The 13,529-nt window shown below is 65.5% G+C and carries 11 protein-coding genes, 1 tRNA gene and 1 pseudogene; 7 read left to right on the top strand and 6 right to left on the bottom strand.

Annotated features, from left to right (window positions below):
• The first annotated feature begins 161 nt into the window (after positions 1 to 161).
• Positions 162 to 653 (top strand): hypothetical protein, encoded by a 492-nt coding sequence (locus AOZ49_RS12535; RefSeq protein WP_054475662.1) that lies wholly within the window; start codon positions 162 to 164, stop codon positions 651 to 653.
• Between the two features lie 112 nt (positions 654 to 765).
• Here the strand turns inward: AOZ49_RS12535 and AOZ49_RS12540 are convergent, their stop codons facing one another.
• Positions 766 to 1,047: a peptidylprolyl isomerase gene (locus AOZ49_RS12540; RefSeq protein WP_006385706.1), complete on the bottom strand. Its 282-nt coding sequence runs from the start codon at positions 1,045 to 1,047 to the stop codon at positions 766 to 768.
• Positions 1,048 to 1,516: 469 nt separating this feature from the next.
• Between AOZ49_RS12540 and AOZ49_RS33500 the strand changes: the two are divergent.
• Positions 1,517 to 1,957 (top strand): annotated as a pseudogene (locus AOZ49_RS33500) (HNH endonuclease); the annotation flags it as partial.
• Between the two features lie 220 nt (positions 1,958 to 2,177).
• On the opposite strand, the gene AOZ49_RS12545 reads toward AOZ49_RS33500, so the two are convergent.
• The gene (locus tag AOZ49_RS12545; protein ID WP_054429151.1) at positions 2,178 to 3,194 is read right to left on the bottom strand and encodes an amino acid ABC transporter substrate-binding protein; all 1,017 of its coding nucleotides are present in this window, start codon (positions 3,192 to 3,194) and stop codon (positions 2,178 to 2,180) included.
• Positions 3,195 to 3,488: 294 nt separating this feature from the next.
• Between AOZ49_RS12545 and AOZ49_RS12550 the strand changes: the two genes are divergently transcribed.
• Positions 3,489 to 3,812 carry a YXWGXW repeat-containing protein gene (locus AOZ49_RS12550; RefSeq protein ID WP_054475664.1) on the top strand — a complete coding sequence of 108 codons (324 nt, stop codon included), beginning with the start codon at positions 3,489 to 3,491 and terminating at the stop codon, positions 3,810 to 3,812.
• A gap of 31 nt (positions 3,813 to 3,843) precedes the next feature.
• Here the strand turns inward: AOZ49_RS12550 and AOZ49_RS12555 are convergent, their stop codons facing one another.
• The 3 genes from AOZ49_RS12555 to AOZ49_RS12565 form a co-directional block, all read right to left on the bottom strand.
• On the bottom strand, positions 3,844 to 4,311 hold the full coding sequence (locus AOZ49_RS12555) for a hypothetical protein (protein WP_054475665.1): 468 nt from the start codon (positions 4,309 to 4,311) through the stop codon (positions 3,844 to 3,846).
• Between the two features lie 207 nt (positions 4,312 to 4,518).
• Positions 4,519 to 4,603, bottom strand: a tRNA-Leu gene (locus AOZ49_RS12560).
• Between the two features lie 118 nt (positions 4,604 to 4,721).
• Positions 4,722 to 6,113, bottom strand: coding sequence for a nucleobase:cation symporter-2 family protein (locus AOZ49_RS12565; protein WP_054475668.1), 1,392 nt, complete (start codon positions 6,111 to 6,113; stop codon positions 4,722 to 4,724).
• A gap of 149 nt (positions 6,114 to 6,262) precedes the next feature.
• On the opposite strand from AOZ49_RS12565, the gene AOZ49_RS33505 reads away from it, so the two are divergent.
• The 4 genes from AOZ49_RS33505 (at position 6,263) to AOZ49_RS12580 (ending at position 11,329) form a co-directional block, all read left to right on the top strand.
• Positions 6,263 to 7,111 carry a DKNYY domain-containing protein gene (locus tag AOZ49_RS33505; RefSeq protein ID WP_231690328.1) on the top strand — a complete coding sequence of 283 codons (849 nt, stop codon included), beginning with the start codon at positions 6,263 to 6,265 and terminating at the stop codon, positions 7,109 to 7,111.
• A 17-nt stretch (positions 7,112 to 7,128) separates the two neighbouring features.
• On the top strand, positions 7,129 to 7,671 hold the full coding sequence (locus AOZ49_RS33510) for a hypothetical protein (protein WP_231690329.1): 543 nt from the start codon (positions 7,129 to 7,131) through the stop codon (positions 7,669 to 7,671).
• Positions 7,672 to 7,855: 184 nt separating this feature from the next.
• Positions 7,856 to 9,745 carry a molecular chaperone HtpG gene (htpG, locus tag AOZ49_RS12575; RefSeq protein ID WP_054429141.1) on the top strand — a complete coding sequence of 630 codons (1,890 nt, stop codon included), beginning with the start codon at positions 7,856 to 7,858 and terminating at the stop codon, positions 9,743 to 9,745.
• 384 nt (positions 9,746 to 10,129) lie between these two features.
• Positions 10,130 to 11,329 (top strand): MFS transporter, encoded by a 1,200-nt coding sequence (locus AOZ49_RS12580; protein WP_054475671.1) that lies wholly within the window; start codon positions 10,130 to 10,132, stop codon positions 11,327 to 11,329.
• A gap of 3 nt (positions 11,330 to 11,332) precedes the next feature.
• Here the strand turns inward: AOZ49_RS12580 and AOZ49_RS12585 are convergent, their stop codons facing one another.
• Entirely contained in the window at positions 11,333 to 13,516 is a 2,184-nt protein-coding gene (locus tag AOZ49_RS12585; protein WP_054475673.1) for a TonB-dependent receptor, read from the bottom strand.
• Positions 13,517 to 13,529 lie beyond the last annotated feature (13 nt).

Raw genomic sequence — 13,529 nt, forward strand, 5'->3', positions numbered from 1 at the left:
CGCCCGAGGGCAATGCCGCGCCCGAATCCCGCCTGTCGCCCGCCGCGCCCGCGGCTGCGGCGGCTGCCGGCGCACGTCGCCGGCGCCGTCGTCGGGATCGGTCTCGGGATCCCGCAGGATCAGGCCGCGGGCTTCGGGACCGAAGGCGGCGGCGCGGGGACGTGCGCCGCCTCTACCCCGGCTCGACCTTCCAGCTCACCACCACCGCCACGCCCGACATGTTCGCGCGCAGCCGCTACGATTTCCTGCTGATCAGCGGCGAAGGCGTCGTCAGTCCCACCTGGGGGCGGCCGGAAAAAGACGAGAACGACGCCATCGGCCTGGGCGAGGACGACATGTACCCCAAGGACCTGCAGGGCGCCGCCTTCGACCTGGTCTATTTCGACGCCAGCCAGCTCGGCATGAGCAAGGCCTTCGTCGACGCCGCGCGCCGTTGCGGCGCCCATCACTACCTGGCCCCCATCATCAGCAACGAGTCCGGCAATTCCTCGACCCTGATGCTGCGCTACTTCTTCGGCGGCACCCGCCAGGGCGAGGCGCCCATGGAGGCGCTGTATCGCGCCCGCAAGCGGATCTACCAGGAGTTCGAGGGCAAGGTGAACCGCACCGAGCAGATCTACTACGCGTATCCGTTCCGGTTGTATCTGCTGTAAGAGGGAGGGGGGCGGGTTCCCGCCTGCGCCGCAGGCCGTCTGGCGGCTTTCAAAAAAAAACCGCCGCCGGCATTGCGCCGGCGGCGGTCTCTGGACCTGCTGGGGCGAGGACTCAGTCCTTGCGGCTGGTCACTTCGACCAGGTGATAACCGAACTGGGTCTTCACCGGGCCCTGGACTTCGCCGACGGGGGCGCTGAACACCACGGTGTCGAATTCCTTGACCATCTGGCCCGGGCCGAACGTGCCCAGGTTGCCGCCGTCGCGGCTGGACGGGCAGCTCGAGTTTTCCTTGGCCAGCTGGGCGAAGTCGGCGCCGTTTTCGATGGCGGTCTTCAGTTCGTTGGCCTTGGCTTCGGTCGAAACCAGGATGTGGCGGGCGGAGGCTTGTGCCATGTTGGGCTCCTTGCGGGGGGAATGATTGGGGTGGGGAGAGTAACGCATTTGGGCGGACTCGCTACGACGCCATCATAAACGGGTCGAGGAGTGAGGGGCTTCCATCTGCTCCACGAATTTGCATGTGATTTCAAGTTGATCCATGGATGTCGCTACTATTACAAAAGATAACAGGGAGCGATGGATGAACTTCTGGTGGGTGAATCACAGCAAGTCTTACAAGAAGGAACTTGAGGGCGGGTACATCTGGTGTCCGCAAGTTCGTCCGGACCAGGTGCAACGAATTCCTTGGCTGAACGTCGCGAAGGTTAGGCCAGGTGACGTGATCATTTCTTATGCCAAGCAGCATGTTCAGGCGATTGGCATTGCCCTACGTGCCGCAATAGATTCTTCTCCTAAGCCTGGGTATGCGGAAATGGGATGGGATGTCCCTGGTTGGGAGGTAAGCGTTCGATGGGAGCGGTTACCTATGCCCTTTTCGTTGCAGCCCTACCTGGATACGATTCGAACGTTCTTGGCACCTAGAAATGCCCCTTTGCTTCCCAATGGCAACGCTCAATTGGCTTATCTCTCGGCGATCAGTAATGAGTTTGGACGCTGGGTGCTGGGTAATGTTGAGACGAACGAGGCGTTGATTGTTGGTGTATCAGCAGATGCAGAGTTGGAGGCGCAGGCCATTCCTGCAACGGAAAAAGCACGCCTTTATCAAGCGCGTATCGGGCAGGGCGCCTATCGTCGAGAGGTGTTGAAGCTGGAGCCAAAGTGCCGACTGACCGGCGTGTCCGATCCGGGGTTTCTGGTGGCCAGTCATATCAAGCCGTGGCGGAATAGTTCCAATGCTGAGCGTTTGGATGGCCACAACGGTTTGATGTTGGCTCCGCATGTCGACCGTCTATTTGATCAAGGTTGGATTTCTTTCCAAGGTAATGGTGATTTGCTGGTGAGAGCGGCAGCGTTGGTGACCCTGAGAGCTTGGGGGGGCTACCGGAACGGGAAAATGTGGGAGCATTCTCGGCTCAGACCGCGGGGTACTTGGAGTTCCACAGGGAAATGGTCTTTCGAGCAGAGCGAGTCGACTAGAAAAAAAAGGGGCGCCTCAAGCGCCCGTTTCTCCATTCAGGTATGCCGCGTCACCGCACCGGCCATCCATACATCAGCCCGCCATTCCGATACGACGCATTCAATCCCCGAGCCAGCTTCAGCGGGCTGGTCTCTCCCAGGTTCTTCTCGAAACTCTCGCCGTAATTGCCGATCTGCTTGATGACGTTGTAGGCCCACTTGTCATCCACGCCCAGGTTCTTGCCCATCCCCGGCGTCACGCCCAGCAGGCGTTGTACATTGGGATTGGTGCTCTTGAGCATCTCGTCCACGTTCTTCGAGGTGACGCCGTATTCCTCGGCCTCCAGCATCGCGAACATGGTCCAGCGGACCACGTTGAACCATTGCTCGTCGCCCTGGCGCACCATGGGCCCCAGCGGTTCCTTGGAGAAGTTCTCCGGCAGGATGTCGTATTTCTCGGGATTCTCAAGATTGGTGCGGGCCGCGGCCAGTTGCGACTTGTCGCCGGTGAAGGCGTCGCAGCGGCCCACCGCGAAGGCGCGGACGATTTCATCCATGCGCTCGACCACCACCGGCTTGAAGGCGATGTTCTGCGAGCGGAACCAGTCGGACAGATTCAGTTCGGTGGTGGTGCCGGGCTGCACGCAGACGGTGGCGCCGTCCAGCTCCTTGGCGCTTTTCACGTTCAGGGACTTGTTCACCATGATGCCCTGACTGTCGTAGTAGTTCACGCCTACGCCGATCAGGCCCAGGGTGGTGTCGCGCGTCATAACCAGGGTGGTGTTGCGCGGCAGGACGTCGACTTCGCCGGACTGCAGGGCGGTGAAGCGCTGCACCGCGCTGACGGCCATGATCTTGGACTTGGAGGCATCGCCGAACATGGTCACGGCCAGCGCGCGGCACAGGTCCACGTCCAGGCCCATCCAGCCGCCCTTGCTGTCATTGACCGAGAAGCCGGCCACGCCGGTGGACACGCCGCACTGCACGAATCCCTTGTTCTTGACGTTCTCGAACGTCACGCCCGCGCTGGCGCCCCACGACGAGAGAAGGAGCGCGGCGCCTGCCGCGACGGTAGTCAGTGCTTTCATGGTGTCTCCGCGCGGGCGCGCAACTTATGGGTCTATGTCCGCCGACAGGCGGAAATGCGGCGAATGGTATCGGCCGGGCCTGGGGCGGAGAATCGGGGAATTCCCCTTAAATCCACTGTGCGGAATTTACGGGGCCGGATGGCCCTGGGTGGGGCGCGTGGCGGAAGCGTCGCCACGGTGCGAAATCCACTGAAACCATCTGCCCATGGTGCGTAACCATTTCGATAATCCCTTCCGCGCACACTGGCCTCACCGCGTCCGCATTGGCGGACGCGACTGCGAGGGAGATGCATCATGAAGAATCTAGTCAAAGCCGCGATGACCGCGGGTGCCGCGGTGGTCCTGTCCCTGGGGGCGCTCTCTGTGCCCGGCGTCGCGCAGGCCGGCGTGGCCATCAGCATCGACGTGGCGCCGCCGCCGCCCCGCGTGGAAGTCGTGCCGCCGCCGCGCGTGGGCTACGTGTGGGCGCCGGGCCATTGGGAATGGGTCGGCGGGCGCCACGCGTGGGTCGGCGGCGTGTGGATGCCGGCGCGGCCGGGCTACGTGTATCACGGGCCGGAGTGGCGCCAGCGGCATGGGCATTGGGTGTATTACGAGGGGCGCTGGGGGCGCCATTGAGATCGCGCCTGGCGTGAGGGAATGGTCACGCTCAGGCGGAGCGGGGCTCCGCGCGGATCGTGAGCTCTCGCGCCGGCGCGCCGGCCGCCCAGCCTTCGGCGAAGATCAGTTTCCCCTGGAAGCGGGCGTGGGGATATTCAAGCAGGACACGGGGTCGGTCCTCGAAACACAGGCCGGCCAGGATCAGCCGCGCCAGGACCGATTGCACACGTTGCAGCGTCTCCCCATCGGAAACGCCCCGGGCGTGTGAGTCATGGCCTGCCGGCCGCGGCATGCCAACGTGTTCGTGCACGCCATAGCCGAACGACACGATCTGGATGTTGAAGTCGTTCTGGTTGGGAAGAAAGGTCCTGGCGATCTCGCTATACATGACCTTGCCATCCACTTCGACCGCATAGGTGTCGTGTCCGCGTTCGTCCCAGCCGCGGATACCCCCGGCGAATCGGGCCCGCCCTTCGGCCGCGGGCACCCAGTCGAAAGTGCGCTCGTAGATGTCCATGTCGAGGTCTCCGTGTTTGTCTGGGAGCTTACTCTGCTGGCTGTATTGCTCTCTGGGGAGCAAATTCCAGCTACCTGACGCTGCGCCGGGTCATGAACGCATTGGGCGTATCGCTCACCGCCGTCGCCAAGGGCAAGGACACGGCGCACGCATAGCGCCGCGCAAACAAAAAAGCCGCTCTGCGTTGCAGTAGCGGCTTTTTCAATCTGGTGCCCGGGGCCGGAATCGAACCGGCACGCCTTGCGGCGGGGGATTTTGAGTCCCCTGCGTCTACCAATTTCACCACCCGGGCAGGCTGGTCGCGGGGCCGTCCAGGCGACGGTCGCGGGTAAAGCGAAGACCGCGATTATATGCGGTCTGGGGAAAATTGTCAGGCAAGGGGCCGGCGCGGGGCGCGCCGGCCCGCGTGCTTACTTCTTTTCCGGCAGGAACCAGTTCATGACCAGTGCGCAGATGCCGCCCGTGGCCACGCCCGATTCCAGCACGCTTTTCACTGAGTGCGGCAGGTGCGACAGGATCTCGGGCACCTGCGACACGCCCAGGCCCAGGGCCAGCGACACGGCGATGATCAGCAGGGCGCGGCGGTCCAGGTGGATGCCGGCCAGGATGTTGATGCCCGACGCGGCCACGGCGCCGAACATGACCATGGCGGCGCCGCCCAGCACGGGTTCCGGCACGGCCTGCAGCACGCCGGCGACGGTGGGGAACAGGCCCAGCAGGACCAGCATGCCGGCGATCCAGACGCCGACGTGGCGGCTGGCGATGCCGGTCAGCTGGATGACGCCGTTGTTCTGGGCGAAGACCGAGCTGGGGAAGGTGTTGAACACGCCCGCCAGCAGCGAGTTGGCGCCGTTGACCAGCACGCCGCCCTTGATGCGTTGCATCCACAGCGGGCCTTCGACCGGCTGCTTGGAGACCTTGCTGGTGGCGGTGACGTCGCCGATGGCTTCCAGCGAGGTGACCAGGTAGATGATCAGCATCGGCACGAACAGTGCCCAGGAGAAGCCCAGGCCGAAGTGCAGCGGCATCGGCACCTGGAACAGCGCGGCTTCGCGCGCGCCGGTGAAGTCCAGGCGGCCCATGTAGGCGGCGGCGATGTAGCCGACGGCCAGCGCCAGCACCAGCGCGGTGCTGCGGATCCACACCACCGGCACGCGGTTCAGCAGGATGATGGTGCCCAGCACCAGGCCCGATAGCGTCAGGTTCTCGGCGCTGGCGAAGGTGCCGCTGGCCATGGCGCCGAAACCGCCGCCCATGCTGATGAGGCCGACCTTGATCAGCGTCAGGCCGATCAGCAGCACGACGATGCCGGTGACCAGCGGGGTGATCAGGCGCTTGACGAAGGGCAGGATGCGGCTAATGCCCATTTCGACGAAGGAACCGGCGATGACGACGCCGAAGATCGCGGCCATCACGGCCTCTACCGGCGTGCCCTGTTTGACCATGACCGAGCCGCCGGCGATCAGCGGGCCGACGAAGTTGAAACTGGTGCCCTGCACGATCAGGAGGCCCGCGCCCAGCGGACCGAAGCGCTTGCACTGCACGTAGGTGGCGATGCCGGAGATGACCAGCGACATGGACACGATCAGGGTGGTGTCGCGGCTGCTCACGCCCAGGGCCTGGCAGATCAGCAGGCCGGGGGTGACGATGGGCGCCAGGATGGCCAGCAAATGCTGCAGGGCGGCGACGAAGGCGACCGGGGCGGCGGGACGATCGTCGGGGCCGTAGACCAGGTCGTGGCGGGGTTCGGCGTCGTCGGACGCGCCGTGGGAGGTAGGTTGGGTCAGGGAGGCGGGTTGCATGGCAGGGAGCCGGCCGGGGAGGGGTAGGGGAGGAAAGTGCGGCATTTTAGCGGGGAAGGTCCCCGGGCGCAGCGCGTCTGCCTGGGGGGGCGGCAGGGGGCTTGATAGAATTCTTGTCCGCCAACCAGGGGCCGCCGAACCGGGAACCGATGCATAAACGCACCAGAGGGATCGTGATCGTCGTGGTCTTGCTGGCCCTGCTTCTGTCGATGCTGTTGCTGTTCTGGCTGATCGATAGCGGCGACGATTTCGCCGCCATCGATCATGGCGAGTCCTATGGCAACAGCATCTACAAGCGCTATCAGGGCGAGGTCTACGCGGCCGTGCCCAGCAACGGCTACTACCGCATGGGGGGCGCCGATCCGGCCAGTTTCCAGACCTTCGACAAGGGCCGCTTCGATAGCCGCCAGGCGGCGCGTGATGCAAGCCATGTGTATTGCGGCAACCGCGTCCTGCCGCAAATGCGTGCGGACACCGCGCGCTACCTGGGCAACAGCTATTTCAGCGACGGCGCGCTGACCTACTTCTGTGATTCTTCTTCCGGACTCAATCGCGAGCTGGGTCGGCTGGATGAGATCTGGCAGAACATCCTGTATCGGGCCGGCCGGGGCGACAAGCCGCAGACCTACCTGTACCCGTTCCTGGTTTTGCCGGCCAGCGGCCAGCCCTACCGGCCGCTGCTCGACCGCCAGTTGGCCACGGATGGCGCGCGCGTGTTCTACAAGGGTCGCGACATGCCGCAAGCGGACCCGGCGCAATTGCGCCGCATCGCCGCGATCCAGGTCGGCGAGGCGCGGCCGGGCGACGATTTCTTCGCCGATGGCCACCGGGTCTATTACCGGGAGACGCTGCTGCCGTTGTCGGATGATCCGGCGCTGTACACCTTCACGGTCGGCAATCTCTACAACCAGCCTTATCTTCATGACCCGCGCAATGGCATGGTGTACCTGGGGGGGCGCTGGCGTTCGACCCGGCGCATGCGCCCTACCGGCTGGTGAACGAACAGGGCCGGCACGTGCTCCATGCGCTGTTCGCGAGCCGGGACGGCATCTATTTCTACAACAGCGAGAAGGGCGTGGTGGAGCGGGCCGGCGACGATCCGTTCGCGGCGGGTGGCTTCACGGCGCTGTCGCCGTATGTTTTCCGGGATGGCCGTCAGGTGCTGTTCCTGAAGGGCAAGGAGGTCTGGAACCGCTCCCGCGGCGGCGGCGGGCTGGTGTCCCGGTCCACGCTGATCCTGCGGTTCAAGGACGCGCCGGCGGGGGATTGGACCAAGCTCGGCGACGTCTATCACGGCTTCGGCTCGGTCTGGCGCAATGGCGACACGCTCTATTATCTCGACGAGCTGGGGGCGTCGCAGCTGATATTCAGTCCGATCTACCAGATCCTCGATCCCGCCGCGGCGGATTTTCTGCTCCGCTCGCAGGCAACCCGGCAGATCACGGCGGACGACATCCGCAAGCTGGTCCGCAGCGGGAAGCTGGCGGTGCCCGAATTTGAAGAGGTGCTGGAGGCCAAGACGCGTTATCGCAGCGGCGTCCTGTCCATTTTTGATTGATGCCCGGGGCGGAGCGGGGTGTCCTCGCTTGCCCGAGGCGGCGCCGGAACGGCCGTCGCCGGGTCCGGTCTTGAAATATTTCAGATGGCCCCCATCACAATAGGGTTTCCCGGAGACCGCCCGGGCCGCGCGGCCCGTCATCCGGCTTTCCTTTGTCCCTAATTTTCCGACTTTTCATACAACGATGAGCCAAACTGCCACGTCCGAAACCCTGGGATTCCAGGCCGAGGTGAAGCAACTGCTGCACCTGATGATCCATTCGCTGTACAGCAACAAGGAAATTTTCCTGCGCGAGCTGGTGTCGAACGCGTCTGATGCCTGCGACAAGCTGCGCTTCGAAGCCATCGACAACCCGGCGCTGCTGGAAGGCGATGGCGAGCTGGCCATCACCGTCGGTTACGACAAGGAAGCGCGCACGATCACCATTTCCGACAACGGCATCGGCCTGTCGCGCGAAGAGGCCGTGGCCAACCTGGGCACCATCGCCCGTTCGGGCACGCGCGAGTTCTTCTCGCAGCTGACCGGCGACAAGCAGAAGGATGCGCAACTGATCGGCCAGTTCGGCGTGGGCTTCTATTCCTCGTTCATCGTGGCCGACAAGGTCACGGTGGTCAGCCGCCGCGCCGGCGCCACCGACGCGATCCGCTGGGAATCCGACGGCCAGGGCGAATTCACCATCGCCGCCGCCGACAAGGCCACGCGCGGCACCGACGTCACGCTGCACCTGCGTGCCGACGAAGACGAGCTGCTCAACGGCTGGAAGCTGCGCGAGATCCTGCGCCGCTACTCCGACCACATCTCGCTGCCGATCCGCATGGCCAAGGAAGAATGGGACGCGGAGAAGGGCGAACAGGTCAAGCAGGACGAGCTGGAAACGGTCAACCAGGCCAACGCCCTGTGGGCCCGCAACAAGGCCGACGTCACCGAGGAACAGTACCGCGAGTTCTACAAGACGGTGTCGCACGACTATGACGACCCGCTCGCCTGGACCCACAACCGCGTCGAAGGCCGCAGCGAATACACCCAGCTGCTGTACGTGCCCAAGCACGCGCCGATGGACCTGTGGGACCGCGACGGCCGCCGTGGCGTCAAGCTGTACGTCAAGCGCGTCTTCATCATGGACGACGCCGACCAGCTGCTGCCGTCGTACCTGCGCTTCGTGCGCGGCGTGATCGACTCGGCCGACCTGCCGCTGAACGTGTCGCGCGAGATCCTGCAGGAAAGCCGCGACGTGCGCGCCATCCGCGAAGGCTCGGCCAAGCGCATCCTGTCGCTGCTGGAAGACCTGGCCGAGAACAAGCCGGAAGAGTACGCCGCGTTCTGGTCGGAATTTGGCCAGGTGCTCAAGGAAGGCGCGGGCGAAGACCACGCCAACCTGGAACGCATCGCCAAGCTGATGCGTTTTGCCTCGACCCACACCGGCGACCAGGCTCAGACCGTGTCGTTCGCCGACTACGTGGGCCGCATGAAGGAAGGCCAGGACAAGATCTACTACGTCACGGCCGACACCTTCGCCGCCGCCAGCAACAGCCCGCACCTGGAGATCTTCCGCAAGAAGGGCATCGAGGTGCTGCTGCTGTCCGACCGCGTCGACGAGTGGATGCTGTCGTATCTGCGTGAATTCGACGGCAAGTCGCTGGTCTCGGTGGCCAAGGGCGGCCTCGACCTGGCCGAGCTGGCCGACGAGGAAGAAAAGAAGCACCAGGCCGAAGTGGCCGAGGACTTCAAGCCGCTGGTCGAGCGCCTGCAGAAGACCCTGGAAGACCAGGTCAAGGAAGTGCGCGTGACGCTACGCCTGGTGGATTCGCCGGCGTGCGTGGTGGTGGGCCAGAACGAACTCAGCCCGCACCTGCTGCGCATGCTGAAGGCGGCCGGCCAGGAAGCGCCCAACGTCAAGCCGGTGCTGGAGATCAACCCGGAACACCCGCTGCTGGCCCGCATCCGCGCCGCCGACGACGGCGAGTTCGACCAGTGGGCCCGCCTGCTGCTCGACCAGGCCCTGCTGGCCGAAGGCGCGCAGATCGCTGACCCGGCGGCGTTCGTGAAGCGGTTGAATGCGCTGCTGCTGAAGTAAGCGGCGGTACGGAGGCAAGAAAAGGGCGCCCGCGAGGGCGCCTTTTTCATTGGCGAGCGGCGGCTGGGGCCGTACTACCTCGTTGGGGATGGGGGCGTTCAGCCCGTCCCTTTTATCCTGGGCCCATATTCCCGCTCGGTAATTCTTTTGATGAACAACGCGATTTCCGTCGAAAAAATTACCGAGCGGGAATTTCTCCCCTCTCTCGACCCCCCACGTCATTCATGACTCCAAGTCAAAAGTCTTTCCCCGTTTAGTTGCTTTTTCTGTAAGGGTATATCCGGCATACTGGCCGCCTGTCTTCCGATCAGACCGTTCCCACGTCCCGGCTCCCGCCGCGGCGTCCCTGGATTCCCTGGTCGGCGCATCCAACCAAGGAACCGTATGTCTACCCATGAAACCCCGCCGGTGAAAGCCGGCCTGCCATTGCTGGCGCTGGCCGTCGGCGCCTTCGGCATCGGCGTCACCGAATTTTCGCCCATGGGCCTGCTGCCCGTTATCGCCGACGGCGTGGGCGTGTCCATCCCCAGCGCCGGCATGCTGATCAGCGCCTACGCGATCGGCGTGATGCTCGGCGCGCCGCTGATGACGCTGGCGCTGTCGCGCTGGTCGCGCCGCAAGGCGCTGATCGTGCTGATGGCGATCTTCACCATCGGCAACCTGCTGTCGGCGCTGTCGCCCAACTACACCACGCTGCTGCTGGCGCGTCTGGTGACCAGCCTGAACCACGGCGCCTTCTTTGGCCTGGGTTCGCTGGTGGCCGCCAGCGTGGTGCCGCGCCACAAACAGGCCAGCGCGGTGGCGACGATGTTCCTGGGGCTGACCATCGCCAACGTCGGCGGCGTGCCGGCGGCGACCTGGCTGGGCCAGGTGATCGGCTGGCGCATGTCGTTCGCCGCGACCTCGGTCCTGGGCCTGCTGGCGATGCTGTCGCTGTGGTTCGCGCTGCCGGCGGGCGAAGCCGGGCGGCGTCCGGACATCCGCCACGAGCTGGCGGTGCTCAAGACCCCGGTGGTGCTGGTTGCCCTGTTGACCACGGTGCTGGGCGCGGGCGCGATGTTCACGCTGTACACCTACGTGGCGCCGACGCTGGCCGAGTTGACTGGCGCCTCGCCCAACTTCGTGACCGCGATGCTGGTGCTGATCGGCATCGGCTTCACCGTCGGCAACACCGCCGGCGGCCGTTTCGCCGATCGGTCGCTGGATGGCAGCCTGATCGCCTTCCTGGTGCTGGTGATCGCCGACCTGCTGGCCTTCCCGTGGCTGGCGCAGACCCCGGTGGGCGCCGCGATCGGCCTGCTGATCTTCGGCTTCGGCACCTTCGCCGTGGTGCCGCCGTTGCAGATGCGGGTGATGCGCGCCGCCACCGACGCGCCCGGCCTGGCCTCGTCGGTGAACGTGGGCGCGTTCAACCTGGGCAACGCCGTGGGCGCGGCGGCCGGTGGCGGCGTGATCTCCGCCGGCCTGGGCTACGCCGCGGTGCCGATCGCCGGCGCGGTCATCGCCGCCGCCGGGCTGGGGCTGGTGCTGTGGCAGCGCGCCGCCAACCAGCGCCAGCGCAAGCTGGCGGTGCAGGGCTGCTGATCCTCAGAACTCGAACGTCGCGCCCAACTCGTAGGTGCGACCCGGCGCCAGCAGCACCTGGCTGGTGGCGCGACCGCCGTAGTAGGCGTAGAGCTTGTCGGTCAGGTTGCGCACGCGGAAGGTGATCAGCGCCGGCCGCAGGCGGTAGCTGACGGCTGCATCCACGGTGGTGTGGCCGTTGATGCGGATCTGGTTGGCGTTGTCGGTATAGATCTTGCCGGTGTGGTTCAGGCCGACGAAGAAGTTCATCGGCAGTTCCTTGAGCCGGTAGTTGGCGTACAGGTTGGCGACCCGCTCGGGCACGTTGGGCGGGGTGTTGCCCACGCGCGAGGTGCCGTCGGCCTCGGTCAGCGAATCGAAGCGCGCGTTCAGCGCCGCGATGTTGCCGGACACGGTCAGCTGCGGGGTGATGCGCCAGTCGGCCGACAGCTCCACCCCGCGCGACGACTGGCGGCCGTTGTTGATGGTCACGCGCGGGTCGTTGGCGTCACGCGTCAGCACGTTCTCCAGCTTGATGTGATAGACCGCCGCGGTCCATTCCACGTCGCCCAGGCTCTGTTTGAAGCCGGCCTCCCACTGCTCGCCCTTGGCCAGCGGGAACGAGGCGTTGGACTGCGACAGCAGGAACAGCGAGCCCACCGGAATGGTGGCATTGGTGTACTGCGCGTAGACCGAGGACGACGGCGTCACGTCATACACGGTGCCCAGGCGCATGGAGTTGGCGTTGTAGCGGGTGCCGAAGGCGCTGCGGGTGCCGGCGTTCAGGTCGGTGACGCTGCGCTCGACGCGGATGCGGTCGTAGCGGTAGCCGCCGACCACGGTCCAGCGCTCGGTCAGCTTGAGCGAGTCTTCCAGGAACAGCGCGGCGCCGCGCACGTCGGTGGTGAAGTCGGTGCGGTTGCCGGGGCCGCTCATCAGCGCGGGGTCGTCGTTGAAATAGCCCACGTCCGGATTCCACAGCGACACGCGCAGGGCGTCGCCGGTGCTGGCCGAGCGATTCGAGAAGCGCCGTTCGCTGTCGAGCGTGGTCTTGCTGAGCTCGCCGCCGATCACGAACTTGTTCGACAGGCCGCCGATGGTGCCGTTGTGGGTCGCGTCGAAACGGTCGATCAGGTAGCGCTGGTGGTGCGTGATGATGGTCTGGTCACGGTCGATCGAGCCGGGGGCGCTGAAGGTGGCCGATTCCGAGTTCTTCCACAGCCGGTCGACCTTGTTCATCGCCAGTTCGTTGCGCAGCGTCCATGACGGCGTCAGCTGGTGGGTGACCCGCGCCCGCACCCAATAGGCTTCAGCCTCGTTGCGGTCGTCGAGCACGTTGTAGTTCTTGCCGGCCAGGGCGCGGTCGAGCACGCGGCCGTCGGGCGTGCTGACCACGCCTGTGGGGTCCTTGGCCAGGCTGCGCGGGATCAGCGGCGTGCCCCAATAGGCGTGGCCGGTGTCGCGCGAGTAGTCGAACGACAGGTCCAGGCGGGTGGCGGGCGCGACGTCGAAGGCGACGCCGGTGGTCAGGTGGTCCAGCTTGTTGCTGTTGCGGTCGATGGTGCCGACGCGGCTGTCGTTGTGGCTGTAGTCGATGCGGTAGGCGCCGGTCTCGCCGAAGTTGTCGCCCAGGCCGATGCCGGTGCGGGTGCTGCCGTAGCTGCCATACGAGAACATCGCTTCGCGCGAGGGGTTGTCGCGGTCGGGGCGCTTGGTCTGGAAGTTGACGATGCCGCCGATGGCGCTGTCGCCCTGCAGCACCGAGGCCGGGCCTTTCAGGACCTCGATGCGCTCGTAGTTCCAGGTGTCCTCGACCCGGTTGGTCGAACCGGCGCCCGACATGCGCAGGCCGTCGTACAGATACAGGATGTCGGTGAAGCCGCGCGAGGACAGCGTGGTGGGCGAGGACGGCGGACCGCCGCCGGCCAGGCCGGTGGCGCCGCGCAGGGCTTCGCTGAGGGTGGTGGCGCCGCGTTCGCGCATGGCCTGTTGCGACACGATCTCGACCGACGCCGGCGTTTCGCGCACGGTCAGGCCCAGGCGCGACGCGCTGCTGCTGCGGCTGTCCAGGTGCAGGCTGTCCGCGTCGCTGGCGGCCTCGACGCGGATGCTGGGCAGTTCGGCCTCGCGCGCCTGGACTTCCTGGGCCTGGACATTGGGCACGGCGGTGCATGCCGCGAGCGCGGCGGTGGATACGACTCTTCTCATGACGCTTTCCCGA

The sequence above is a fragment of the Achromobacter sp. 2789STDY5608615 genome, from assembly GCF_001298995.1.
Lineage (GTDB): Bacteria > Pseudomonadota > Gammaproteobacteria > Burkholderiales > Burkholderiaceae_B > Achromobacter > Achromobacter insuavis.